Annotated in this window: 23 protein-coding genes; 18 read left to right on the top strand and 5 right to left on the bottom strand. The window is 59.7% G+C overall.

Going from position 1 to position 23173, the window contains the following annotated elements; translation table 11 throughout:
* Window position 1: 1 nt before the first annotated feature.
* The 6 genes from HMPREF2932_RS11935 to HMPREF2932_RS11910 all read left to right on the top strand — a co-directional run bounded on the left by HMPREF2932_RS11935 (window position 2) and on the right by HMPREF2932_RS11910 (window position 5895).
* The gene (locus HMPREF2932_RS11935; protein WP_071410218.1) at window positions 2-1318 is read left to right on the top strand and encodes an amino acid permease; all 1317 of its coding nucleotides are present in this window, start codon (window positions 2-4) and stop codon (window positions 1316-1318) included.
* A 222-nt stretch (window positions 1319-1540) separates the two neighbouring features.
* Window positions 1541-2815, top strand: coding sequence for a hypothetical protein (locus HMPREF2932_RS11930; RefSeq protein ID WP_070517212.1), 1275 nt, complete (start codon window positions 1541-1543; stop codon window positions 2813-2815).
* 36 nt (window positions 2816-2851) lie between these two features.
* Entirely contained in the window at window positions 2852-3424 is a 573-nt protein-coding gene (locus HMPREF2932_RS11925) for a hypothetical protein (protein ID WP_070517209.1), read from the top strand.
* Window positions 3425-3427: 3 nt separating this feature from the next.
* On the top strand, window positions 3428-4024 hold the full coding sequence (locus HMPREF2932_RS11920) for a hypothetical protein (protein ID WP_071410217.1): 597 nt from the start codon (window positions 3428-3430) through the stop codon (window positions 4022-4024).
* A 240-nt stretch (window positions 4025-4264) separates the two neighbouring features.
* Complete coding sequence (locus HMPREF2932_RS11915) at window positions 4265-5518, top strand: ATP-binding protein (protein WP_070517202.1); 1254 nt, start codon at window positions 4265-4267, stop codon at window positions 5516-5518.
* 29 nt (window positions 5519-5547) lie between these two features.
* A complete protein-coding gene (locus tag HMPREF2932_RS11910) occupies window positions 5548-5895 on the top strand; it encodes a DUF2200 domain-containing protein (RefSeq protein WP_070517200.1) in 348 nt (115 codons plus the stop codon).
* Between the two features lie 34 nt (window positions 5896-5929).
* Here HMPREF2932_RS11910 and HMPREF2932_RS11905 read toward each other — a convergent pair whose 3' ends face one another.
* Both HMPREF2932_RS11905 and HMPREF2932_RS11900 read right to left on the bottom strand, forming a co-directional pair.
* Window positions 5930-6160, bottom strand: coding sequence for a hypothetical protein (locus HMPREF2932_RS11905; protein ID WP_070517199.1), 231 nt, complete (start codon window positions 6158-6160; stop codon window positions 5930-5932).
* Between the two features lies 1 nt (window position 6161).
* Window positions 6162-7004 (bottom strand): RelA/SpoT domain-containing protein, encoded by an 843-nt coding sequence (locus HMPREF2932_RS11900; protein WP_084739033.1) that lies wholly within the window; start codon window positions 7002-7004, stop codon window positions 6162-6164.
* A gap of 316 nt (window positions 7005-7320) precedes the next feature.
* Here HMPREF2932_RS11900 and HMPREF2932_RS11895 point away from each other — a divergent pair, with 316 nt between their 5' ends.
* From HMPREF2932_RS11895 to HMPREF2932_RS11875, 5 genes are all read left to right on the top strand, one after another.
* Window positions 7321-7848 (top strand): hypothetical protein, encoded by a 528-nt coding sequence (locus tag HMPREF2932_RS11895; RefSeq protein WP_071410216.1) that lies wholly within the window; start codon window positions 7321-7323, stop codon window positions 7846-7848.
* Window positions 7849-7908: 60 nt separating this feature from the next.
* Window positions 7909-8862, top strand: a complete 954-nt coding sequence (locus HMPREF2932_RS11890; protein ID WP_071410215.1) for a DUF2891 family protein — start codon at window positions 7909-7911, stop codon at window positions 8860-8862.
* Window positions 8863-8902: 40 nt separating this feature from the next.
* Window positions 8903-9757 (top strand): sortase family protein, encoded by an 855-nt coding sequence (locus tag HMPREF2932_RS11885; RefSeq protein WP_071410214.1) that lies wholly within the window; start codon window positions 8903-8905, stop codon window positions 9755-9757.
* A 291-nt stretch (window positions 9758-10048) separates the two neighbouring features.
* Window positions 10049-10579, top strand: coding sequence for a hypothetical protein (locus HMPREF2932_RS11880; RefSeq protein ID WP_071410213.1), 531 nt, complete (start codon window positions 10049-10051; stop codon window positions 10577-10579).
* Window positions 10580-10827: 248 nt separating this feature from the next.
* Window positions 10828-11430, top strand: a complete 603-nt coding sequence (locus HMPREF2932_RS11875; RefSeq protein WP_071410212.1) for a hypothetical protein — start codon at window positions 10828-10830, stop codon at window positions 11428-11430.
* Window positions 11431-11511: 81 nt separating this feature from the next.
* Here HMPREF2932_RS11875 and HMPREF2932_RS11870 read toward each other — a convergent pair whose 3' ends face one another.
* Entirely contained in the window at window positions 11512-13092 is a 1581-nt protein-coding gene (locus tag HMPREF2932_RS11870; protein ID WP_071410211.1) for a peptide ABC transporter substrate-binding protein, read from the bottom strand.
* Window positions 13093-13506: 414 nt separating this feature from the next.
* Between HMPREF2932_RS11870 and HMPREF2932_RS11865 the strand changes: the two genes are divergently transcribed.
* From HMPREF2932_RS11865 to HMPREF2932_RS11835, 7 genes are all read left to right on the top strand, one after another.
* The gene (locus HMPREF2932_RS11865; protein ID WP_071410210.1) at window positions 13507-13995 is read left to right on the top strand and encodes a hypothetical protein; all 489 of its coding nucleotides are present in this window, start codon (window positions 13507-13509) and stop codon (window positions 13993-13995) included.
* 246 nt (window positions 13996-14241) lie between these two features.
* Window positions 14242-14883: a hypothetical protein gene (locus tag HMPREF2932_RS11860; RefSeq protein WP_071410209.1), complete on the top strand. Its 642-nt coding sequence runs from the start codon at window positions 14242-14244 to the stop codon at window positions 14881-14883.
* A gap of 267 nt (window positions 14884-15150) precedes the next feature.
* A complete protein-coding gene (locus HMPREF2932_RS13750) occupies window positions 15151-15774 on the top strand; it encodes a hypothetical protein (protein ID WP_071410208.1) in 624 nt (207 codons plus the stop codon).
* Between the two features lie 194 nt (window positions 15775-15968).
* Window positions 15969-16730, top strand: a complete 762-nt coding sequence (locus HMPREF2932_RS11850; RefSeq protein WP_070680367.1) for a 5-oxoprolinase subunit PxpA — start codon at window positions 15969-15971, stop codon at window positions 16728-16730.
* Window positions 16730-18277: a 5-oxoprolinase subunit B/C family protein gene (locus tag HMPREF2932_RS11845; RefSeq protein ID WP_071410207.1), complete on the top strand. Its 1548-nt coding sequence runs from the start codon at window positions 16730-16732 to the stop codon at window positions 18275-18277. Before HMPREF2932_RS11850 ends, HMPREF2932_RS11845 begins: the two co-directional genes overlap by 1 nt.
* Before the next feature lie 24 nt (window positions 18278-18301).
* The gene (locus tag HMPREF2932_RS11840) at window positions 18302-20107 is read left to right on the top strand and encodes an acetyl/propionyl/methylcrotonyl-CoA carboxylase subunit alpha (RefSeq protein WP_071410206.1); all 1806 of its coding nucleotides are present in this window, start codon (window positions 18302-18304) and stop codon (window positions 20105-20107) included.
* A gap of 22 nt (window positions 20108-20129) precedes the next feature.
* The gene (locus tag HMPREF2932_RS11835) at window positions 20130-20729 is read left to right on the top strand and encodes a GntR family transcriptional regulator (protein WP_071410205.1); all 600 of its coding nucleotides are present in this window, start codon (window positions 20130-20132) and stop codon (window positions 20727-20729) included.
* Between the two features lie 226 nt (window positions 20730-20955).
* On the opposite strand, the gene HMPREF2932_RS11830 is transcribed toward HMPREF2932_RS11835, so the two are convergent.
* Both HMPREF2932_RS11830 and HMPREF2932_RS11825 read right to left on the bottom strand, forming a co-directional pair.
* A complete protein-coding gene (locus HMPREF2932_RS11830; protein WP_371326344.1) occupies window positions 20956-21735 on the bottom strand; it encodes a putative hydro-lyase in 780 nt (259 codons plus the stop codon).
* On the bottom strand, window positions 21726-22889 hold the full coding sequence (locus HMPREF2932_RS11825) for an NRAMP family divalent metal transporter (protein WP_175974499.1): 1164 nt from the start codon (window positions 22887-22889) through the stop codon (window positions 21726-21728). The genes HMPREF2932_RS11830 and HMPREF2932_RS11825 overlap by 10 nt, the downstream gene beginning before the upstream one ends.
* Window positions 22890-23173 lie beyond the last annotated feature (284 nt).

The following is a 23173-nucleotide window of genomic DNA, read 5'->3' as shown; positions in this document are numbered from 1 at the left end:
TATGACTTCGTCCAAAGCCGACACCACTGCACAGACCACCGACCCGGGGGATTCCACACAGTCTGCGAGCACACCACCGAAGTCCGAAGGCACGGCGCTGAGTTGGGTTCTTGCGCTTTTTGGCACCGCGATGGGTGCCGGAATCCTCTTTCTGCCGCTACAGGCAGGAGCCTTTGGCTTCTGGCCGCTCGCCTTCGCCACGGTGATCATTTTCCCTTTGGTGTATTTCTCCCACCGAACCTATGCCCGCATTGTCGCCGGCGCCCCTGCCCAGGACTACGGGCTGGACATCTTGGAACTGGTGCGCAAGTACCTTGGACGCAACACAGGTTTGTTCGTGGCATTGATGTACTCCCTGGCCAACATCCCCACGGTGTTCATCTATGCCATCTCCGTAACAAATGCCATTGATAGCTTCATTGTTAACCAGCTCCATGGACCTTCCATCAACCGCTGGGTGCTTTCGGTGCTGTGCGTGGGCACCCTCACCGGAATTTTCGCCATCGGGCGCAAACCCATGCTCTGGTTGGCACAAATTCTGGTTTATCCGCTCATCATTTCGCTTGCAGCAACGTCGATCTACCTCATCCCCCAGTGGGATTTTCATTCCTTCCTGGACGTGGACTACAAAGACGGAAGCTGGCCAAATATCTTGCTCGGCGCCGTTCTTATTCTCCCCGTGCTGGCTTTCTCCTTCTCCCACATGGCGGCGCTATCGCAAATGTCAGTGGACATGCAATCCACTTACGGCAAGAACACCGAAAAGCGAGTCTCGCGCATTGAGCTCTACACGGCCGCGCTGCTGGTCATCTTCACCATGTTCTTTGTCTGGTCATGCGTCTTGGCGCTGGGGGCTGACGGTATGCGGGAGGCTTCCGAGCAAAACATTCCGGTGTTGTCCTACTTTGCCAATGTCACCGGAGTTCACGCGCTGGCCGTGTTGGCCCCATTAATTGTCATCTTCGCCATCGTGACCTCCTACTTTGGAACAATGCTCGGCGCAGAAGAAGGTACCGCCTACATGGTTGGCCTGCTGGCTCCGCGTACAGCAAACCGGGTCAACCGACGTACATTGCTAACCATTGTCTACGTCTTCATTTTCATCACCGGCACTGCGGTCTCCGTGTTTAATCCGCCGATTCTCAATCTCATCTACCTGGTGGGCGGCGTGTTTGATGCAATTCTCATCTTCTTGCTGCCGGTGTACATGTTTCACAAGGTCAAGGAGTACAAGAAATTCCGGAATGACCCATGGAATTACTTTGTCTTTGCCCTGGGTTCAGTCATTTTGGGCATTACCATCTGGGACCTGTTCTAAGAACAAAAGCCGCCTCCCCGGCGTGCGACTACCCTCCATATTGGGTAATCACAAGTTTGTGAACGAAAGGTCAAAAGGCTGGAAGGAAGTTACTTTACACCCCTAACTTTTCCTTGAAGGCCCGCACAAACCTATTGCCGGACTACCCAGCGCCTCCTAAGATGTACCCAGATTTTATGAATCTTTCCTTACTCTTTAACAAAATATAAGGACGGTACACAGGTGCTTATTAAGGGACTGCGTGCGCTTGCACCGCTGGCGGCAGCCGCGGCCTGCATTACCCCTGCGGCACAGGCGGCCGACATTCCGCCCATGCCACAGGCCTACCCCATTACTAACCTCTACAAGAGCTGCAGCGCAGCAGGCGAAGACAACGCCACACCCGAGTGGCACTTTGCCGAAACCGGCCGCCGTTACTTGAGCGACGGTACCCTGCAGTTCAAGAACACCACTGACCAAGAAGTGCCCTATACCGCTTCGGTAGAAACGGGCACCAACCACAAGATTGAAGCCAACTCCAAGGCCACGATGCCTTCCGGGTGGGACACCACGGCCAAGTCCGATATCGGATTGAAGCTAAGCAACGGCTGGCAGGAGAAGGAAACCTTCGGCCCTATCACGCTCAAGCCGGGCGAGTCCTTCCGCGTGGAATACGGCGTGATGGAAAAGGACTTCATCTCTATGTTCGTCGGTTGTAACGACGACCGCCTAGAGAACATGCCGGGTGCCAACGTCATCCGCGGCAAGGGCCCGGCCGAGCGCTATGCCTTTGCCTACATCATCAAGGCGGACGGCTCCGTTTCGGACCTGGCCATGGAGATCCCTTCCCGCTCCCCGGGCGCGAACTCCAAGCCCATCGAGGGCAACTACACCTCCGTATCTGGCCCCAGTCTGGAAAAGATTGCGGATCCGAAGAAGGATGAAATCATGCAGCCTTCCGAGGAACTGCAGCGCGATCCCTCCTGGCCCAAGGAGGGCGAGACCTGCGAGGGCCGCGATAGCTCCTGGTACCCGCTGGATATCACCGCGGTGGCGCCGACCTTCCGCAAGCCGGGCTACTCCACGGACTTCCTCAACTGGTCCAAGGGTGACTATGAGTATGCACCGGTTACTGACTTCGTCGTCGGCGCGGAGCACGCCCCCTACACCAACTGGCAGGGCAACCGCGGCGATATTCCGAAGGGCTGGCTGGAATCCGTCGGCGCGGTCAAGCGCGCCTACATGCCGGTGGGAACCGAGCTGCAGCACATCGACCTGGCCCCTGGTGAGCGCGTGCGCGTGGAGTACGGCACCACCATGACCCGCATCAACTACCGCGAAATCCACTGCGGCAAGGACGGAAAATACAGCCTGACCTCCAACTACAAGCAAACCACCGCTCCCAGCGGCTTCTGGGCGGAGGCCACCATCACGGGCAAGGACGGCTCCACTCGCACCGAGGACGTCACCCCGGAGGAGTACCGCAACCTTCCTGTTCCGACCCAAACCATCTACTAAGCACTTCCCTACTTTTCATCCAAGGAGTACACCCACATGTTCAAGACCAAGATTGCTTCCACCACCGCCGCCGTGGCCATCGCCTGCGGCCTGATCGCTACCCCAGCCGCCAACGCTCTTCCGGCACGTGACCTGGGCCCGGCTAACCCGACCACCATTGGTGAGCACTGCACCAACCCGGGTGATACCGGCCAGACAGTAGAGATCAAGCGCACCTACTTCGACGGCTCCGCTGGCTCCTGGACCATCTCCAACTACAACGATGAGCCGCTGCCGGTGACCCGCTCCATCAAGGAAACCAAGACCAAGACCTGGAACGTTTCCGCCGGCGTGGACTTCAAGCTGCTGGATCTGATCAACTTCACCTTCTCCTCCAGCTACACCGACTCCCAGTCCTACGAGGTCGGCGAGCAGGTCGGCCCGTACAACATCGCCCCGGGCAAGACCGCCGTCATGCGCGCTGGCTGGGTTGTCTCCGACTTTGAGGGCCAGAAGACCATCTGCGGTTCCGATAACACTTGGCAGGCCAACGGTGAGACCTTCACCGCTACCTTGCCGAAGGAGCGCCACGTGGAGGTCTCCACCCGCGACAACAACGATTGGGGCTAAGTCGTGCTGAAGAAGTCCATCGCGCGCACTGCCGCGAGCGCTTTCGCTGCGCTGAGCCTGCTGGCGGCCGCTCCCGTTGCCCACGCCGCGGACTTCGGCGGGGACTTCGAGCTGCCCCAGCGCTGGAATGAGGACCACAAGCCGGGCACTCACTGCGCAACACCCGGTGAGAACGGCACCTATGTCACCGCCACCCGCCGCTGGTTCAAGCAGACGGATGCCACCAGCGTGGCCAACCGCAACGATGAGCCCGTTCCGGTCAGCCACACCGTGACCCAAGCGCGCACGCAGACGATCGAGATCTCCGGCTCCATCAAGGGCGAAGACGAGCTGGCCAAGGTGCTCACCCAGACCTACGGTTTCACCTACGTTCACGAGCAGCACTGGAAGCTTGACCAAAAGGTCGGCCCGTACACGCTGCCGGCGAACTCCCAGGGCAAGCTGGTGTGGGGCTTTACCATGCTCGACACTGACGGCCAGGACGTACGTTGCAACGCTGATCAGGAATGGGAGGCTGTGGGCAAGCCCTACTCCGCCACCGTTCCGGAGGCGCGCTACTCCGAGCTGCAGCTTGGCGACGCCCCGTCTGGAACTAACTGAACTAGCTCACCTCCCCCAGGCCCCGCCACAGAGGGCACCCCTCGCGCTGCTTTACGACGGCTGAGGGGTGCCCTCTTTTCAGCGTTTCATAGCGTGATCGAACGGCAACGCAAGCATTGCAGAACGGCAACGGCCCCCTTGCAGAACGGCAACGCGGGAATTGCAGAATGGCAATGAGTTCTTTGCAAAACGGCAACGAGAGCCTTGCAGAACCGCAACATCGCAGGTAGATTGACTGTCATGACTGATTCTTTTCTACATAGAAACGCACAAGATCTGGCGGAGGAAATCCTGTCGGATACGCCTGTGCTGACCATTTCTGGCGCACGCCAGGTAGGAAAGAGCACCCTCGTTCATCAATTGCTCGAAGATAAAGAGCATAGGTTCTTTAATCTTGATGAGAGCGCTTCGCTGGCATCTGCACAAGAGGACCCAGACGGGTTTGTCAGGCAGATCCCCGAGGGGACACTAGCAATTGATGAAATTCAACGCGCGCCCGAGCTCTTTCGCGCAGTCAAAGGCGCACTCGAAGAAGATCGACGACCAGGACGCTTTATCCTCACCGGGTCGTCGAATCTCCTCAGTCTCACAGGAGCTGAAGAGTCGCTCGCTGGCCGTGCAGAAACAATCCGCCTTCACGGCCTTAGCGTGGGTGAACGCTTGGGCATCTACGATGACTTTGCCGGACGGGTGTGGTCATTAGGGGATTCAGGGCTGAATCCCACGTTTACTCCTTCCCGGAGTGACTACTTTCAGCTCTTCTGCACACCGAGTTTCCCAGGGCTTAGAGATGCTAGCCGGCGGCGACAGCACCGCTGGTTCGACGCCTACATTGAACGAGTACTGTCGAAGGATGCTGCCGAGCTCTACGGCATTCAATTCCCCGACCGCTTGAGCAATCTTCTCAACAAGTTGGCGGCACAAGGAACTGCGGAGCTTGTAGCTGCACACATTGGGCGCGCGCTCGATATTCCTCAACGCTCGGTCCCTACCTATGTGACTGCATTGAGTGACGTATTCTTGCTCAACCAGTTGCCGTCTTGGGGAACCAATCTAGAGAAGCGGGCAATTTCTAAGCCCAAGGTCTTTCTTTCGGATACCGCACTTGCTACAAGCCTTGCAGGACTCGATCCAGAGGCTTTGGAGATGAATATCTCCAGCACGATCACTGGAGGTATCTGTGAAGCTTTCGTCGCCAACGAGCTCTTGAAGCAGAAGGCCTGGTCTTCGATTGACTATCGCCTCTTCCACTTTCGTACGTCCACTGGCAAAGAAGTGGACCTCGTATTGGAATCGCGATCCCGGGACATCGTTGGCATCGAAGTCAAAGCTGCGATGTCGATCCAGCCGAAAGACTTTGCCGGCCTGCGCTATCTTCAGCAGGTTGCAGGCGCTTCCTTCCGCGCAGGAATCGTCCTGTATACGGGCAAAGACGTCCTACCAATGGGCAAGAACCTATGGGCAATGCCCATTTCCACGCTGTGGCACGGCTAAACCAGCAACAATGGATATACTGCGCCCCTATGTCCCACCGCATCTTTTCCGTGCCCTTCGCCGACATCTACCCGCACTACGTCAACAAAGTAGAGCGCAAAGGCAGGACTGTCAACGAGCTCCACGAAGTTATCTCCTGGCTCACTGGCTATTCAGTTGAGGGCTTAGAGCGGGCGCGAGAGGAGAAGGTCACCCTCGAGGAATTCTTCGAACAGGCACCACATCTCAACCCGTCCCGCTCACTTATCACCGGGAGCGTTTGCGGATACAAGGTGCAGGACATCGAGGACCCGCTGATACAAAACATTCGATACATGGACAAGCTCGTTGACGAGCTCGCCAAAGGCAAGGCCATGGAGAAGATCCTGCGCAGCTAATCTCTTCTCACTGCGCTATTCAGAGCCGCCGGACTTAAGCCACAAAAGGGTACGGCGGCGCGGTTTTCTCACGGAAGAAGTAACGCGCATGCGTGTGCCGGACGGATTCCAAGTTCGTAGCACCAATAGCAACGAGTTCAACATCGGGGTCATCGTTGATTTGATCAAGGTCATGACGGGCAAGAGTTGCCTCAGTCAAGGTTCCAAACTCGGTAACATTCAATGCACCCGTCGGGCGGTGATACTTGATGAGAAAAGCCGGCATGCTATTCGCTCCTTTCCGACCCATCGTCTGCCCATCTCTTGTCGAGCCGACTAATGAATCTATCCAACATCGTAGAAGTCTTTTGCCGCAATAAACGGGCTTCACGCAGCCCTACTGTTTCGAGGATATGCTCGGCAAACGGAGGGGAAAGCGCATCGAAATACCTCTCCACTTTGTACACAACGTCTGAAAGCTCATGGAGTGAGCGGACCTGGGTATTGAATTGCCGCGGTACTTGCTCACCAAACTCCAAGTATCGAATGCCCCGACCGTATAAGTCACCAGCCAGTTCGTAGAGGTTGGCCCATCGTGATTGGAGTGCTGTGCGTAGTTGGAACTCGGCACGGCCTGCCGGAGAATAAATGTGCAGATGGATCGCCCGATACCCAGAGTGCGGCTTTTCTCTCATATCCTGAATTTTGACGCGAGCAGCGCCTTGCTCTTCAAGGTCTTGGGCAAGTATTTCAGCGACTTTTGTTTGCTCCGAAAGCGAGACATCAAAGTCCATTCGCACTCCCGAAAAATCCTGGATGCTCTCCAGCGGAAAGCTCGGCATTCTCCTTAGTTTCTCAACAAGCACTGGCCGGGTCTTAACCCTCGATCCTACGAAGAAACGATTCGAATCCGGCTCCACAACGGCATTTGTCGAACGCTCCAGTGGCACACCCGATTTACTCAATGCTGATACGGCCAAGGACTCAAGATGGTCGCATAAGGCAGACTGTTGAACCAATATGAGCCGGTATAGCCCCTCATCGAACTCTTTCCCAGCGCGCAGCGCACTGCCTATTCGATGTATCTGCCCTTTACTAAAAGTTGTCGGCTTTTGTTCTAAGAACCTCATGGCTCCCCCTCGTGAATTGTGCAGCAGTCCTCTTCTGTGAACTGCATCCTATGCTGTGGACACCCTTTCGCCCCACAATGAACCGATTCCCCAACGCTTCAGATGTCTGCTTTACACATTAGAAAGAAGCTAAGACAATAACTCACACAATCGATCCCTTGTTCGACTGCCTCGACAATTACCAGCCGAATTCTGGCTATACAGTCAGGAAAGAATGGTTTGTTGACCAACAGAACCCTCCCATTTTTCAGCGCTCGGACGCGTCCCGCGATACAGTAAAGCCGCTTCCCTACTTTCCCTATTGAAGGAGACTTCTATGAATTCGTGGCATCGCCGGTCCGGCCTTGGAATAGCAACAGTCATCGCCGCAGGCCTCGTAGCGGTTCCTACTGCGACGGCACAGGAGCTCAACGTGGAATCCTCTCGGTGCTTGCGCGAAGACTGCTTCAGCGCATTTAGCAGCAAGGCAGACGAGGCCGAAGAGTACAAGCCATCTGAAGAAGATGAAGCCCGGGCTAAAGAGATGTGGCAGAACGCTGAAGACGCCCGCCTCAAGCTGGAAGAGCTAAAGAACTCCGGCGCTTCAGCGGAAGAGATAAAAGCAGCCGAAGAGGAATATCGGTCCGCCTCCCAGGCATGGGGCGAGTTCAACATGGATATCAACGTCAAAGACGCGCTGCGCGACGAGCATGAGCACGAACTTGAACAGATTGACGCGAAAGAAAAGCGCCTCTCCCTGCTCGCAGCCGGTGGCGTCGTTGCTCTCGTCACCGCGGCGGTGGCTGGGCTTGCTAAAGCAGCAGAGTTTTTCCTCCCGCAGTTGAAGGCTGCACTTTCCCTGTAGCACACAACCACGAAGCTGCAGGTCGTGATAGATGTCCGGGGTCTCTGTCATACTTGACGCATGACCACGCTAGAGAATTGGGCCAAAACCTGGGCGGAGACAATTGTGGACGCCCTCGAGCGCGAATTTCCCGCCGCAATGCACCACACGAGCAGCTCAGCTGATGATTGCACCGTGCGCCCACGCGAGCTGCACCCCAGTTTCTACGGCTGTTTCGACTGGCATTCCAGCGTCCACATGCAGTATTCCGGGGCGCTGTTGGATACCATGCTCGGGCCCAAGTCTCCCACCAGTCTTGCCACGCTTCTCGACGATCGCCTCAGCCCCCAAGCCCTCACCATCGAATACAACTACCTTGTCGAACACCCCGGGTATGAGATGCCCTACGGGCGCGCTTGGCTGTTGCAACTAGCCTCCATCCGTCCCAGCGAATCGATGGACAAGCTCGTCGAGCTCACCGCGCAGCACTGCCACGACTGGCTCGGTTCACTCAACCAACCAGTGCTCCACGGCATGCACTCCAATACCGCCTTCAACCTTTTCCTCATCCTCGAGGCCGCGGAGAAGATCGGGCAGGATTCGCTGGCGGATTCGGTGCGCAAGGCTGCGGTTCGCCTTTTCGGCGATGACCGCAACTACCCACTCGAGTGGGAGCTGTCCGGGCACGATTTCCTCTCTAACGGATTATCTGAAGCTCTGCTCATGTCGCGCGTTCTCCCGGACTTCCCGCAGTGGTTCGACGGTTTCCTCCCCCACCGCGCCGAAGCACTGGATTTTCTCACTGACATCCCGGAGGTGCTCGACCCGACCGATGGCCGCTTAGCCCATCTCTACGGCCTGGCACTCACAAGGGCGTGGATGATTGTTGAGCTCGCCGAGCATTTCGACGCCTCGGCCCTGCCGCGTGCCGAAGCCTTGGTGGCCAGCGCGCGTCCGCAGCTTGTCGACGGCCACTTCATGTCCACCCACTGGCTTATCACCTATGCGCTGCGCTATCAGCTTGCCGTCGGGTAGTACTGTATTTTTCTAATCATCTATCCCTCAGGAGCACACCATGGATTCTCGCTACTCGGCGCGGCGCGATAACTACCGTCTGCCGGAAGAGGGAATCCGCATCGATCTCCGCGCAGAACGCGCCCGCCGCCGAAGCCGCTCCTCATACGGCCGCGCGGGGGCCGTCGCCAAGCAGCAGCCCAACCGCCCACGACGCCGGTCAAACCAGGTCACAGCGCGCCATCGCAAGCCCAGCGACAGCCGTGGCCTCCGCCTCGTAGCCATTGTGGCGGTGGTGCTGGTCGGCATTATCGCCGCGCTCAAGCTCAATCAGGAACCAGACACACCCGCACCGCAGCCCACAGAAGTAGCAACGGAGCCTGCTACCGTCATCGAGCCCTCCCCCGCGGTGGAGATGTACATCCCAGCGATTGATGTGCGCGCAAAATTCGAGGAGGGCTCCTGCAGGGTTAAGGACAATAAGATCAACCCGGACTCCATGAATAAGGCCTGCACCTATACCGCGGACGATAAGCCTTACACGCTTCCTGGTACGGACTCGCCGGACATCGTGGTCATTGCTGGACACACGGGCGCGGGTGTGCCGGCGGTATTCAATAACCTCTACGACGGCCGCGCCGATGAGCACAAGGCCGCGGTGGGCGACAAGCTGTATCTGCGCACGCAGAACTCCGGCGAGCAGTGGCTGGTGTATATAGCCACGGATCTGCACGATCCTTCAAAGGAAGGCCTTGAGCAGGACGAGAGTATCTGGGGCGCCGATGCCAAACCGGGCCGCCTGCTGACCATCAGCTGCATTCAGCCGGCCAACCCACTGGCTTCTGCAGTACGCAACGCGGTGGTGGGCTGGCAGTTTGAGGGCGTAACAACCGCACCTGAGCCGGCCGCAAGCTAGCGCTCAATCGTACTTTTCAACCCCCGTACAGGGGTACCCGTTTTGACAGGTCGTTGTCGAACACCCCACAACCAGCAGCCCCCACCAGAACCTGCTCTTCTACTAAACAGCCAGCCCCTTTACATTACAACTTATACTTCACGCTCATCGAACACTGCCCCAGATCAGCACGACACATCTCCCATAAATTACGGAACATCTTCACGTAACCCCTGTGACTAATGTGAAAATTGTGACTATTGTGGTTCTGGTCTGATGGACTCCCTCTCACAAACCCACTAGGAGAAACATATGAAGCGCATCCACCGCACCCTGACCGCAGCCGCACTGGCTGGCTCCCTCGCACTGGGCGGCACCGCCGTTGCCTCCGCACAGATTCCGGCCCCGGCCGTCTTCGAACTCGATGGCACTACCTACCAGCGCCAGGCCGACGGCACCTACAAGAGCACCAATCCGCTGGGCTCCGTCTCCCTCACCGCAGAACAGGCACAGGCCGCTTGGGAGCGCCTGCAGGAGAAGGAAGCCCCCGCCGACAACCCCGCCGAGGATCCAGCAGCCCCGGTTAATGAGGACTCTCAGGGCAACGCCCCGAGCGCCGAGGAGAAGGCCGCTTCCGAGCAGTTGCTCAAGGAGAACAAGGACGAGGTCATCGCCCAGGGTGGTCAGGTTGCCGAAAGCACCGCCGAGAAGTCCCAGGTACAGTCGCGCGGTATCTCCGCTGAGACCGGTTCCAACACCGTTGCTCGTGGTCTTGCCGCACTGGCCATCGCAGCCATGATTGCAGCTGGTGCTTTCGCCGCCCGCCGCAAGTTCTTTATCTAAGAGTCCCTGCGCCGCGTTCCCCGCGTGCCTCCAGGCCTTACCTTGAAGAGCCTGGAGAAACGCGGTTCTCGCGGTTTTGCGCCCATCAACTAATCGCGCTCCCACGCTGCCCCACCGCAAGTGATCTTTCAGACGTTAACCGCATTTCGCTTTAACGCTTGAGGTAGCGTTAATATAGTTGAATAGCCCCTGTACACCAAGGGTTTTACAGCTTTCACTTTCCCTCGCTCTATTTCTAGGAGAATTCCATGAAGAAGGCTTCACTCGCTCTCGCCACCACCGCCCTGGCAGGCTCTCTGTGTGTTATTGGCTCGACCATCGCCACCGCCGACGAGTCCACCACAAACGCCACCAACACTTCGGCTACCGAGATCAATTTCTGCTGGGCTCCAGCCGAAGAGTTCACCACCACCATCGAGGACACCGAGCACACCTTCAAGCAGGAGGAATTCGGACTCTGGCGCGCCACTGACAATGAAGAATTGACCCTGAACCGCGCCGAGGTCATGGCGATTGCCAAGGACGACGCCTCTGCCTGTGGCAAGCAGGACACCGCAGCCGCTGAAATCCAGGAATCCCTGGCCAAGAACCCGCCGAGCTCGACGACGTCCACGACGACAACGCCGACCACCCCGACGGAGAAGCCCGTGGAGCCAGCGGATGACCCTTCGCAGGCGCCGACCGGCACCAATGAATCCAGCTCCTTCGATGAAGCCCTCAGCTCCAAGGACGGTGAGCCGACCGATCTAGGCATTGCCGCCATCGTCACTGCTGTCTTGGGCGTCATCGGCGCCATCGCTGCTGTCGCTCCGAGCGTGGCAAAGTCCCTGGGTATCAAGCTGCCTTTCTAACAGCTCCGCCCGCTCAAGAAAAAGCGCTCCTCACCACCAATCGTTGAGGAGCGCTTTTCACGTAGCAGGACGTGTATCGATCTACTTCAGAGTCACCTTGTAATACAGCGGCTTCGACTTCCACGTAAAGATCACATCATCGACACGCTCGGAGTAGCCACCAGTGGAGTTGGTGTACCACAGCGGGATTGCTGGAAGGTCCTTCATGAGTACCGCTTGGGCATCGTTGACCCGCTCAACACTCTCCTCTTCGTTGGCTGCCGCCGCCGCTTTCTTCAGAAGCGAATCAAACTCGGGGTTGGAATAGTCGGCGTCGTTAGTCGCAGCGCCCGTGGCATACAACGGTTCCAAGAAGCTCGACGGCGAGGGGTATACCGACTGCCAGCCGGTGCGGAACGCACCCTCGATCGTCTTGTTCGTAACTTCATCGCGCAGCGATTTGAAATCCGGATACGGCGCTGGCTGCGCATCAATGTCAAGGGTGTTTCGAATGAAGTTCACGACAGCATCGACCCACTCCTTGTGACTACCGTCGGAATTGTACGCCACGGTGAACGGCCCCTCAAACGGTTTCATCTCCTCCGCCTTGGCCCACAGCTCGCGCGCCTTGTCCGGGCTATAGGTCAGGACCTCGTTGCCGGGAATGTCCGTGGCGCCGTCGTTAAGCACGGGCGATGTGAAGTCCACCGCCGGAGTGTTCGTCCCTTGGAAGATGGTCTGGGTAATCTCGTCGCGGTCAATGGCCATGGACAGTGCTTGTCGACGCAACTCCCCCGCCTCCCCGCTAAAGTTCTCATCCCCTGCGGGAATAGTGATGGACTGGAAGATGGCAGCAGGTTCATTCACTGCACGTTCGCCGAGATCAGTTTCAAAGTTGGCCATGGCCGAGGACGGAACCGAGTCCAAAACATCCAGGTTCCCCGAAAGCAAGTCAGCATAGGCCGCGCTGGCGTCGGCATAGAACACGAAGTTCAGACCATCGTTCTGCGCCTTGCGGTCACCTTCATACTTCTCGTTGGGAACAAGGATCGCATTTTGGTTATGGTTCCATTCCTGCAGCTTATAAGGGCCACTTCCCACTGGGTTTTGGCCGTAGGCGTCGATGTCATCGAAGGCTGATTCGTGCATGGGGAAAAAGACGGAATAGCCCAAACGCGTCTCGAAATCCGCCGTGGGCTCATCAAGTTCAATGGTGAACGTCTTCTCATCGACAACCTTGAGCCCTTCCATGCTCTCTGTTCCTTCTTCGTAGCCCTTGATGGGCTCGAAGAAATACGCAGAGAGCATGCTGTTCTTTACGGCGTTGTTCCACGTATCGACATAGTCCTGGGCACGCACCGGGGAGCCATCGGAGAACACCGCGTCCTCCTTGAGCGTGACCTTGTACGTCACGTCATCGGTCTTCTCTATGCTCTCTGCTTGGTCGTTGTGCACCTCACCATTCTCATCGAAGTACACGAGTCCCGAGTAGATGAGGTCGATGAGCGTTGCTCCCGGCACATCGCTGGTGTCCGCCGGGATGAGCGGCTTTTGGGGTTCGGTGGAGTTAGTACTGATGAAATCAACATCCGCCGCACCACCCGATCCGTCTCCTCCGCATGCAGTCAGGCCAGCTGCTGCGACGACAGCGGCGAGGCTCGCGCCGACTTTTGTCCCTTTCATGAGTTCTCCTTAGGGGTATCGTATGCGTGACTTCCCTCATAACAATACGGCGATATGTTGCGCTTCACTCAATAAATGCACTCTCCGCCGCCGGAACCTTGCGCAGATCCCCTGTGTAACGCCTGTCAACATCCTCGGCTCCTACCCCACGCTTTCTCCCCGACCGCACCACCGCCATACAGTCTTTTTTCGCGTTTTCGTAGCAACACAACCGCGCCAGCAAACATTATTGCGCGCTGATAAGCCCTTGGCAGCTGTCGTGGAATACCCATATAACCTTTCACAGCTTGCCCAATCCCTTTCCGACCTTCGTTAGCATGTGGGAGGTCGAATTCAGTAAGCGATAACGAACATCGCCTGATGACGGCTTTCACTTTCATAAGACGTCCCCGATTTGTTCCCAGGAGAAATAATATGAAGCGCATTTCCCGCAACCTCACCGCTGCCGCTCTGGCGAGCTCCCTCGCACTGGCTGGCGCCACCGCCGCCAACGCGGAGGAGAACACTGACGTAACCGTCAACGACGCCATCAACGCCATCACCGAGGCCGGCAACAACGCTGGTGAGACCGAAGGCGAGACCGGCGGTGACAACGAAACCACCCCGGGTGAGGATGAGACCACTCCGGGCGAGGGCGAGACCACCCCGGGTGAAGGCGAGACCACTCCGGGCGAGGGCGAGAACAACCCTGGCGAAGGTGACGGCAAGAAGCCGGACGACGGCAAGAAGCCGGAGGAGAACAAGGAGAAGAGCTCCTTCGACGACATTAAGGCCAAGCTGTCTTCCGAGGAAGGCAAGCCGACCAATCTGGGCATCGCTGCCATCGTTCTCGGCGTCCTTGGCGCAATCGCTGCTGCCGTTCCGGCCGCTGCTCAGGCTCTGAACATCAAGCTTCCGTTCTAATCACTGAAGCTTGAACGTCCTAAGGGACGTCGTTAAGCACACAGGCACCCCCACCACCATCGCGTGGATTGGGGGTGCCTTTGCGTGTTCATGGGGAGTACTCCCGAAAATCGAAGGTTTTTCGTCTTACATCAGCCGCACGCGTGGGATCTGGGTTACACTCCGAACCCAACCGATCCCGGTTAACGGAATGATTCATTCCACTTTCCATCACCTATCCACCTACTAGCTATTCTCGGAGTTTTTATGTCTAACTTCTCTCGCGGCCTGCTTGCCGCAACCCTGACCAGTTCACTCGCATTCGCTGGGGCCACCGCCGCCAGCGCCGAAGAAACCGCCACCTCCTGCGGCTCCCCGAAGGCCGAGTTCACGGCTACCGTTGATGGCAAGGAGCACACCTTCAAGAAAGTCAGCGAATTCGTGTGGCAGGCCACCGACGATGAAAAGGTTGAGCTAAACCGCGCCGAGATCTTCGATCTGGCCAAGGATGGTGAAGATGTCTGCGATTCCGAACCTATCGATATCGACGAGCCGGACACTGACAACGATGGCGGCGGTTCCGAGGATGACGAGACCGACGGCGACGATGAGTCAGACGACAACACCGGCGACGACGAGTCCGAGGGCGGTGACGATGACGCCGACAACGACGACGAGTCCGAGGGCGGCGATGATGACGCCGACAACGACGACGATGACGAGTCGGAGGGCGACGACGATAAAAACAAGGACAAGAGTTCCTTTGATGGCATCAAGGATGCACTGTCCTCCAAGGACGGCAAGCCGACCGACCTGGGTATCGCAGCAATCGTCATTGGCGTCCTTGGCGCTCTGGCTGCAATCGTCCCGAATGCTGCACGCGCACTGGGCATCAAGCTTCCGTTCTAACCTGAAGAACTAAAGATGCCGCAGTGTCGGCGTTGACCAGCCACCCCCAATCACTTAGTTCAAGTGATTGGGGGGTGTTTTCGATGCCCGGATACACCCGTTAGCTAAAGGTCAGATTAAAAATGGTCAAATTTACATTCAAAGCTGCGGCATCCACTGCACGAGCGACCTACGCTCTTTCCTCAGCCGATACCGGTTATCGGATTGGTTCTATAACCTTTCCGATTCACTATTTATCACTTCTATTTCATCTCTCTAGGAGACAACATGAATAACTTCTCCCGCGCCCTGCTCGCCGCTACCCTGACCGGCTCTCTCGCGTTCGCTGGCACCACCGTCGCCTCCGCTGAGGAAGCCGCCACCGCTACCTCCTGCGGCTCCCCCAAGGCCGAGTTCACCGCCACCGTCAATGACAAGGAGCACACCTTCAAGAAGGTTAGCGAGTTCATCTGGACGTCCACCAGCGATGAGAACGTCAAGCTGAACCGCGCCCAGATCTTCGATCTGGCCAAGGCGGGTGCACCCGTGTGCGACTCCGAATCGATCGACCTCGGCGATTGGGGCGCCTCCCAGGGCGGCCCGGGCAAGGTCGACTACGACATCGTCGACGGCGAGCGTCAGGATCCTGCACCTGTCGAGGATGAGGACAAGGACAAGGACAAGACCCCATCCGAGGATAAGGATAAGGACAAGAACGAGCAGGATAAGGATAAGGATAAGGACAACAAGGACAAGGGCGAGCCGTCCAAGGACAAGAAGAGCTCCGTCAAGGATGAGCTCTCCTCCGAGGACAACAAGCCGACCCCGCTCGGCATCGCTGCTATCGTTGCCGGTGTTCTCGCCGTCATCGCAGCTGCCTTCCCGTTCGTCAAGAACGCCCTGAAGCTCTAAGTCTTTAACGCCTGTTCCACAGGCACCTAGTACCAGCGCCTCCGCGCCACAGCACCTGTGGCACGGGGGCGCTTTCACTTACCCCCACAACGCAGTTGCGGGACACACTTCACAAACTGACGTGATGCGGACTACACTAGGCACCCATAGATTGTTCAACAATTCGAGAACTATAGAAGAGGTGTCCTCCTGTCATGAGCACGCTGCACATAGACCTCAACGCTGACCTCGGCGAAACCACCGCCGGCAACCCCGTGGCCGATGACGCCGCGATGCTCCAGCTCGTCTCCTCCGCCAACGTCGCCACTGGCTTCCACGCCGGCGACCCGCACTCCATCGCGGGCACCCTCAAGGCGGCCGCAGAAGCAGGCGTCACCGTCGGCGCGCACGTGGGCTACAACGACCCAGCAGCATTCGGCCGCCGCTTCATCGATTACGCTCCCGCCGAGCTTGCCGACGAAGTCACTTACCAAATCGGCGCCCTCCAAGCCCTGGCCCAGGCCAACGGAACCCGCGTGGCCTACGTCAAGCCGCACGGCGCGATGTACAACACCATCGTCCACCACGAGGCCCAGGCCCACGCCGTTATCGACGGCATCAAGGCCTTCGGCGATCTGCCCGTCATGCTGCTTCCTGGCGGCATCGCCGTCGACATTGCGGAGAAGAAGGGACTGACCGTCATCCGCGAGGCCTTCGCCGACCGCAACTACAACCCCGATGGCACGCTCGTCTCGCGGCGCGAGGCGAATGCGGTGATGGGTGATGAGGGGGACGTCGTCAAGCGCGTGCTCGAAGTCGCTGAAACCGGATCCATCACTGCCATCGACGGCTCCGTGCTCAACGTGGATGCCCAGTCGGTGTGCACGCACGGTGATTCGCCCGGCGCGGTGAAGCTGTTGCGCGGTGTAGTCAAGGAGCTGCAGGCGCGCGGGATTGAGATTCGGAGCGCTATCTGATGCATATTCACCCCGTAGGAACGCGCGCGCTGCTCGTGGAGCTGGAGGACTTGTCCCAGGTCATGGCGTGGCATGCGGCCCTCGACGCTAATCCGCTCAAGGACCAAGTCGACGCGATTGCTGCTGCCACCACCCTGCTGTTGACCTTTGCCACGCCGAATTCCGCCACCGCTGCCGCTGAGAAGCTGCAGGATTTCCACCCCACCGCGCAGGCGGGCGAGGATCCGCGCTTTGTGGAAATCGACGTTCTCTATGACGGCGAGGACCTCGATGAGGCCGCCGAGTTGATGGGCATGTCGCGCGAAGGCCTCATTGACTGGCACACGTCCACCGAGTGGCTCGCGGCCTTTGGCGGCTTCGCGCCCGGCTTTACGTATTGCACCCCGGCTGACCCGGCGCAAAACTTTAACATCGAGCGCCGTGCTACCCCGCGCACCGCGGTGCCGGCGGGTGCCGTGGGTATTGCAGGCGGTTTCTCCGCGGTCTACCCGCGCGTCTCCCCGGGCGGCTGGCAGCTGTTGGGCACCACTTCGACTCCGATGTGGGAGTCTGATGCCCACCCGCCGGCACTCGTCCAGCCCGGTGACCGCGTACGCTACCGCGCGGTGAGCTCGCTGCCGGAGGTGGTGTCTACCACGCCTTTTGGCCGTCGCACCCCGGCGCGCCTGCCGCGCTTGGAAGTCCTCGACGCCGGCCTGCTCACCCTCTTCCAGGATCAGGGCCGCCCTGGCCGCGGCAACCTGGGCGTCACGCCCTCGGGTGCTGCGGACTTGGCTGCGGCAGCCACGGCCAACGTCGCGGTGGGCAACCCACGCGGCGCCACCGTGCTGGAGAATATCGGCGGCATTCGCTTGCGCGCGCTGACCGACGCCGTCGTGTGCGTCACCGGCGCCCAATCCCGCGTCCTGCTAGACGATATGCCGGTGCACCTCGCACGCCCGGTGCTCGTCACCGCTGGTTCGACGGTAACCGTGGATCCCGCAACGGTGGGCCTGCGCAGCTACATCGCCATCCGCGGCGGCATCGTGGCGGATGCGGAGCTGGGCTCGGCCTCCACCGACGTGCTCTCCGGACTGGGGCCTGCCCCGGTGCGGCTGGGCGATGTCATTGGTGTCCTCCCCCGCTCCACCGCAATGACCGATGCGCAGCTGAGCAACCCCATGCGCGTTCGCGAAGGCGCACACGGACAGACCGAGGGTGTGCTGCGCTGCGTGCTCGGCCCGCGCGATGACTGGTTTACGCCCGAAAGCCTGGAGGCATTCCTGGCCACCGAGTGGACTGTGACCGCGCAGTCCAACCGCGTGGGCGTGCGCCTGGTCGGCCCGGAGGGATCCGTGTCTTTGGGCCGCGCCCGCGAGGGCGAGCTGCCCTCGGAGGGCATGGTGGCTGGCTCCGTCCAGGTTCCGCCGAGTGGTGAGCCCGTGATTTTCCTCCGCGATCACGCAGTAACCGGTGGCTACCCGGTCATCGCCACAGTCCTCGAAGAAGATATTGATATCGCCGCACAGCTCCCACCGGGGGCGACGGTCCGCTTTGAACTCGCTTAACCACTAGTAAAGGAACACCCACCCATGATCTCTGCAGTCCTTATTGCTAACCGCGGCGAGATCGCCGTCCGTATCGCCCGCACCGCGCGTGACCTGGGCATCCGCTCCATCGCCATTTACTCCGAAGCCGATGCTGGCGCCCTGCACACCCAGGTGGCTGACGAAGCTTATGCGCTTCCCGGCAACTCCGCGGCGGATACCTACATGAACATCCCGGCGCTCCTCGATATCGCCGTGCGCGCCGGCGCTGACGCCATCCACCCCGGTTATGGCTTCCTCTCGGAGAACGCCGACTTTGCCCGCACCGTAGCGGAGGCCGGCCTGACGTGGATTGGCCCCTCACCGGAGTCCATCGAGCTGCTCGGTGACAAGATTGCTGCGCGCCGCGTGGCCGAGGAGGTCGGCGCCCCGCTGGCACCGGGTACCTCCGATCCCATCGATGACTGGCAGGAGGCCCGAGCCTTCGCTGAGGAGCACGGCCTGCCCATCGCCATCAAGGCGGCTTATGGCGGCGGCGGACGCGGCCTCAAGGTGGTGGAAAACCTCGAGGACATCGAGGCCGCCTTCAACTCCGCCGGCCGCGAGGCCAAGGAGGCTTTCGGGCGTGCGGAATGTTACGTGGAGAAGTTCCTGACCCACCCGCGCCACGTGGAGGCGCAGATTCTGGCCGATACGCACGGCAACGTCGCCGTGCTGGGCACCCGCGATTGCTCCACGCAGCGCCGCTTCCAGAAGCTCATCGAGGAGGCCCCGGCACCCGCGCTTAGCGACGAGCAGCGCACCGGCATCCACGAAGGCGCCCGCGCCATCTGCGCGAAGGTCGGCTACACCGGTGCAGGCACCGTCGAGTACATCGTCTCCGAGGATGGCACGATTTCCTTCCTCGAGGTCAATACCCGCGTGCAGGTGGAGCACCCGGTGACCGAGATGGTCACGGGCGTGGACATCATTGCGGAGCAGTTCCACATCGCCTCCGGCGAACCGTTGTCTTTCCTATCTGACGCTCCCGCGTCCGATTCACCGTCTGATTCCACGTCTGAAGCGCACGCTTCAGACGCTTCAGACCCTGAGATGAACGGCCACGCCTTCGAGTTCCGCATCAACGCCGAGGACATCCTCAACGGCTTCGCGCCGTGCCCCGGCACCATCGTGCGCTTCGAGCCGCCGACGGGTCCTGGCATCCGCGTGGATTCGGGCGTGCGCTCCGGCTCCATCGTCCCGCCCTACTATGACTCGCTCGTCGCGAAGCTCCTGGTGTGGGGCCCGACCCGCGAGATCGCGCTGAAGCGCGCGCAGCAGGCGTTGAAGGAATTCGACATCGAAGGTGTACGCACCGTGCTGCCCTTCCACCGCGATATGGTCTCCTCCCAGGTCCTCGTGGACCATGGCGACGCCGATGCCGCGGCCGGCATTTACACCGACTGGCTCGACCACAACTACCGCCCTTCCGCGGAGGCCACGAGCACAACGGTCCCCGTCGAGGCCATCTACGCGCAGCGCACCCGCGTGGCACTGGAAATCGACGGCAAGCTGGTCAGCGTGGGCTTCCCCACCGATATGTTGTCGCAGGGGCCGGTGAAGGGGGCGTCGGCAAGCGCGGCCTCCGGTGCCAGCGCCAGTGGCAACGAAGTGACCAGCCCCTACGAGGCCAACCTCGTGGCATGGAACGTCGAGGACGGCGAGACGGTCGAGGAAGGCCAGGCCATCGCCACGATTGAGGCCATGAAGATGGAATCTGCGGTCAAGGCTCCGTCCGCGGGCAAGCTGAGCCGTGTTGCGAAGGAAGGCTCGAGGTTGGAACCGGGCGCGGTAATCGCCACGATTTCTTAAGCGGCGGGCTACTGTAAGTCGCATGCTTGCAGATACCGTTGCCTCCGCGCTCCGCGCCGCCATCTCCGAAGGCGAGTACATGCCTGGGCAGCAGCTCAGCGAGGTCCGCGCGGCCGAGCGCTTCGAGTGCTCCCGCAACACGCTGCGGGAGTCCTTCGCCATGCTCGCTTCCGAGCGCATCGTGGAGCGCATCCCGCACAGGGGCGTGTTCATTGCCACCCCGGATGCCAATTTCGTGCGCGATCTTTATCTGGCGCGCGCAGCCATCGAGCCGGCCGCGGCGCGCTATGCCACCTTCGAGGACCCAGGCGAGCTGGTTCGGCTGACCGAATCCGCCGTGCTTAACGACGCTCCCCGCCCCCTCATCAACCAGCGCTTCCACAAGCAGCTGGTCGCCGGTTTGGGCTCGCCGACGCTGGACCGCTCCATGTCGCACCTGCTGGCACGGATGCGACTCACCTTCTTGTTGACCCTGGAGCGCTACCCGCAGATTCACGATAACCACGTGCAGGCCAACATCGACTTAGCCCACCTCATCGCGCAGGGTGAGCGTGAGGCCGCCGCCGATGCCTGCCGCGCGGACCTGATGCGCGCGATGGAATCGATTCTCCGAGTCCTCTAACTGTGCCTGCGCTCCTGTTAGCCGGTTCCACCCGCGCGAAACTGCTCGGCCCACATGGTTCTAGTGAGATGGTTCGGGTCAAAAGGTTCGTTTACCCCCAAGTGAACCATGTACGCATTCACAGAAGGTTTGTTTGCCCCCAAACAAACCTTCTGACCAGAACCATCTGAGTAGAACCATGTATCGGCGTCATGAGAGCTAGAGGAAAACGCCACCGAACTGGGGCTCAGGGGATGAGGAAGTCGCGGTCCGGGATGTCGGTGACCAGCATCTTGCCCGGGGCATGCGTGATGGCCAGGCTAGGCCGCGAGTTCATCACGATGGCCTGCGGGGTCACGCCGCATGCCCAGAAGACCGGGATTGTGCCCTCAGGAATGTCGACGGCTTCGCCGAAATCGGGCTGCGATAGGTCCTCGATGCCGATGGCAGCCGGGTCGCCCACGTGAACCGGGGCGCCATGGACGCCTGGATAGCGGGAGGTGATGCGGACGGCATCGGACACCTGGCTCGCAGGAATGGGGCGCATGGAGACCACCATCGGCCCCGAGAAGGCACCCGCCGGGGTGCAAGGAATCGTCGTGCGGTACATCGGCACGTTGCGGCCCTGCTCAATATGAGCGATGGAAATGCCGTTTTCTACGAGTGCGTTCTCAAAGGTGAAGGAACAACCAATGAGGAAGGAGACGATGTCTTCGGAGTAGAAGGGGGAAGCGTCGCCAAGCGTCTGCGTGAGCTGGCCGTCCTCGTAGAGGTTGTAGGCGGGGATGTCGGTGCGGATGTCCCCGCCCGGGATGAGGTCGGAGGTGAACTGCCCCGCCTCCAGCACGCCCACGATTGGGCATGGCTTGGGATTGCGCTGCGCGAAAAGAAGGAAGTCGAAGGCGTACTCGCGTGGCAGCGCAATGAGGTTGGCTTGCATGAAGCCGCGGGCGTGGCCGGCGGTGGTGGTCATGTCGTGTGCGCGGGCGAAGGCGCGCACTTCTGCGGGAGTCTGCATCATGCCCATAGGTTAACGATTCCGGAGATGGACTTGATGCCGATGAAGATTTCCAGCACGAGCGCTAGCACGCCAGCGATGAGGAGCCACATCGGCTGCTTGACACCGTGGGTGAGGTCGTGGCGCTTGAACGCGACCCACATGATCATGGCGAAGGCGATAGGCAGGATGATGCCGTTGAAGGCGCCCGCGAAGATGAGGAGTTTCTGCGGCGCAGAGTTGAGAATGCCGTAGAGGATGGCGCAGACCACGATGAACCCGACGGTCAGGAAGTTGCGGGTGCGCGGGCTGACCTTCTGGGTGGTCACGAAGGTGATGGAGGTGTAGGAGGCACCGATAACGGAGGACAGACCTGCGGCGAAGAGGACGACGCCGAAGGCGCGGAGGCCGAACTCGCCGGCGGCGTGGCGGAAGGCATCGGCGGCCGTGTTGTCCTCAGAGAGCGCAACACCAGTAGACACAACGCCGAGGACCGCGAGGAAGAGCAGCACGCGCATAATGCCGGTGATGATGATGCCGAGAACGGAGGTCTTGGTAATCGCGTTGACGTTCTCCGGGCCCGAGAGGCCGGAGTCGATGAGGCGGTGTGCACCGGCGAAGGTGATGTAGCCGCCCACCGTACCGCCGATGAGGGTGGTGATGACGAAGAAATCGACGCTCTCCGGCATGACGGTGTTCTTCAGGGCCTCCCCTACCGGCGGCTGGGAGACAATCGCCACGTAGAGCATGAGCAGAATCATGATGGCGCCGAGCGCGGCGACGATGCGGTCCAATGCTATGCCTGCGCGCTTGGACAGGAAGATGAAGATGGCGATGGCGGAAGCGATGAGGCCGCCGATGCGGGCATCGATGCCGAGCATGGCGTTCAGGCCCAGGCCGGAGCCGGCGATATTGCCGATATTAAAAACCATGCCGCCGATGAAGACCAGGATGGCGAGGAACCATCCGAGGCCAGGCAGAACGGTGTTGCCCAGCTCGTTGGCACGCATACCGGAGATGGCAAGCACGCGCCACACGTTCAGCTGAATAGCAATGTCGACGATGATCGACAGCGCAATGGCGAAGGCGAAGGCCGCACCCATCTGGACGGTGAAGACGGAAGTTTGGGTCAAAAAGCCGGGGCCGATGGCGGAGGTAGCCATGAGGAACATGGCGCCGGCCATGGCGCCGATGCCCTTGGGAGGCTGCACCTCTGTCGGCGCGTTGTGGGCGGCTTCCCGGGAAGCGGAGGGGTTGGTGGGTTCCGAACTCATTGTTGGGCACCTTTCGTGACGAAGGTCGCATTAAACGTTGGTGAAAGCATAGGGGTTGTTCAACAATCTGTAAACAGCGCGGGGGTGGCGCACGTTACACCCTTGCCAAAATTGCAGCGGCCCGCACACCCTGACCGCACACCGTTGCACACCTCCAAAAGGTGACCTAGGATACTAAGTTAACTAATCATCAT

It is taken from the genome of Corynebacterium sp. HMSC074H12 (assembly GCF_001813755.1).
GTDB lineage: Bacteria > Actinomycetota > Actinomycetes > Mycobacteriales > Mycobacteriaceae > Corynebacterium > Corynebacterium hiratae.
This window is presented reverse-complemented; position numbering and strand designations above follow the sequence as displayed.

Bases quoted from the DNA above. Each gene is read 5' to 3' on its own strand.
- HMPREF2932_RS11935 (WP_071410218.1), top strand. From the start codon at position 2: ATGACTTCGTCCAAAGCCGACACCACTGCACAGACCACCGACCCGGGG.
- HMPREF2932_RS11905 (WP_070517199.1), bottom strand. From the start codon at position 6,160: ATGCCGGCTTTTCTCATCAAGTATCACCGCCCGACGGGTGCATTGAAT.
- HMPREF2932_RS11860 (WP_071410209.1), top strand. From the start codon at position 14,242: ATGTCTAACTTCTCTCGCGGCCTGCTTGCCGCAACCCTGACCAGTTCA.
- HMPREF2932_RS11885 (WP_071410214.1), top strand. From the start codon at position 8,903: ATGGATTCTCGCTACTCGGCGCGGCGCGATAACTACCGTCTGCCGGAA.
- HMPREF2932_RS11890 (WP_071410215.1), top strand. From the start codon at position 7,909: ATGACCACGCTAGAGAATTGGGCCAAAACCTGGGCGGAGACAATTGTG.
- HMPREF2932_RS13750 (WP_071410208.1), top strand. From the start codon at position 15,151: ATGAATAACTTCTCCCGCGCCCTGCTCGCCGCTACCCTGACCGGCTCT.
- HMPREF2932_RS11895 (WP_071410216.1), top strand. From the start codon at position 7,321: ATGAATTCGTGGCATCGCCGGTCCGGCCTTGGAATAGCAACAGTCATC.
- HMPREF2932_RS11830 (WP_371326344.1), bottom strand. From the start codon at position 21,735: ATGGGCATGATGCAGACTCCCGCAGAAGTGCGCGCCTTCGCCCGCGCA.
- HMPREF2932_RS11865 (WP_071410210.1), top strand. From the start codon at position 13,507: ATGAAGCGCATTTCCCGCAACCTCACCGCTGCCGCTCTGGCGAGCTCC.
- HMPREF2932_RS11845 (WP_071410207.1), top strand. From the start codon at position 16,730: ATGCATATTCACCCCGTAGGAACGCGCGCGCTGCTCGTGGAGCTGGAG.
- HMPREF2932_RS11825 (WP_175974499.1), bottom strand. From the start codon at position 22,889: ATGGCCGGCGCCATGTTCCTCATGGCTACCTCCGCCATCGGCCCCGGC.
- HMPREF2932_RS11915 (WP_070517202.1), top strand. From the start codon at position 4,265: ATGACTGATTCTTTTCTACATAGAAACGCACAAGATCTGGCGGAGGAA.
- HMPREF2932_RS11840 (WP_071410206.1), top strand. From the start codon at position 18,302: ATGATCTCTGCAGTCCTTATTGCTAACCGCGGCGAGATCGCCGTCCGT.
- HMPREF2932_RS11835 (WP_071410205.1), top strand. From the start codon at position 20,130: ATGCTTGCAGATACCGTTGCCTCCGCGCTCCGCGCCGCCATCTCCGAA.
- HMPREF2932_RS11850 (WP_070680367.1), top strand. From the start codon at position 15,969: ATGAGCACGCTGCACATAGACCTCAACGCTGACCTCGGCGAAACCACC.
- HMPREF2932_RS11870 (WP_071410211.1), bottom strand. From the start codon at position 13,092: ATGAAAGGGACAAAAGTCGGCGCGAGCCTCGCCGCTGTCGTCGCAGCA.
- HMPREF2932_RS11910 (WP_070517200.1), top strand. From the start codon at position 5,548: ATGTCCCACCGCATCTTTTCCGTGCCCTTCGCCGACATCTACCCGCAC.
- HMPREF2932_RS11880 (WP_071410213.1), top strand. From the start codon at position 10,049: ATGAAGCGCATCCACCGCACCCTGACCGCAGCCGCACTGGCTGGCTCC.
- HMPREF2932_RS11900 (WP_084739033.1), bottom strand. From the start codon at position 7,004: ATGAGGTTCTTAGAACAAAAGCCGACAACTTTTAGTAAAGGGCAGATA.
- HMPREF2932_RS11925 (WP_070517209.1), top strand. From the start codon at position 2,852: ATGTTCAAGACCAAGATTGCTTCCACCACCGCCGCCGTGGCCATCGCC.
- HMPREF2932_RS11875 (WP_071410212.1), top strand. From the start codon at position 10,828: ATGAAGAAGGCTTCACTCGCTCTCGCCACCACCGCCCTGGCAGGCTCT.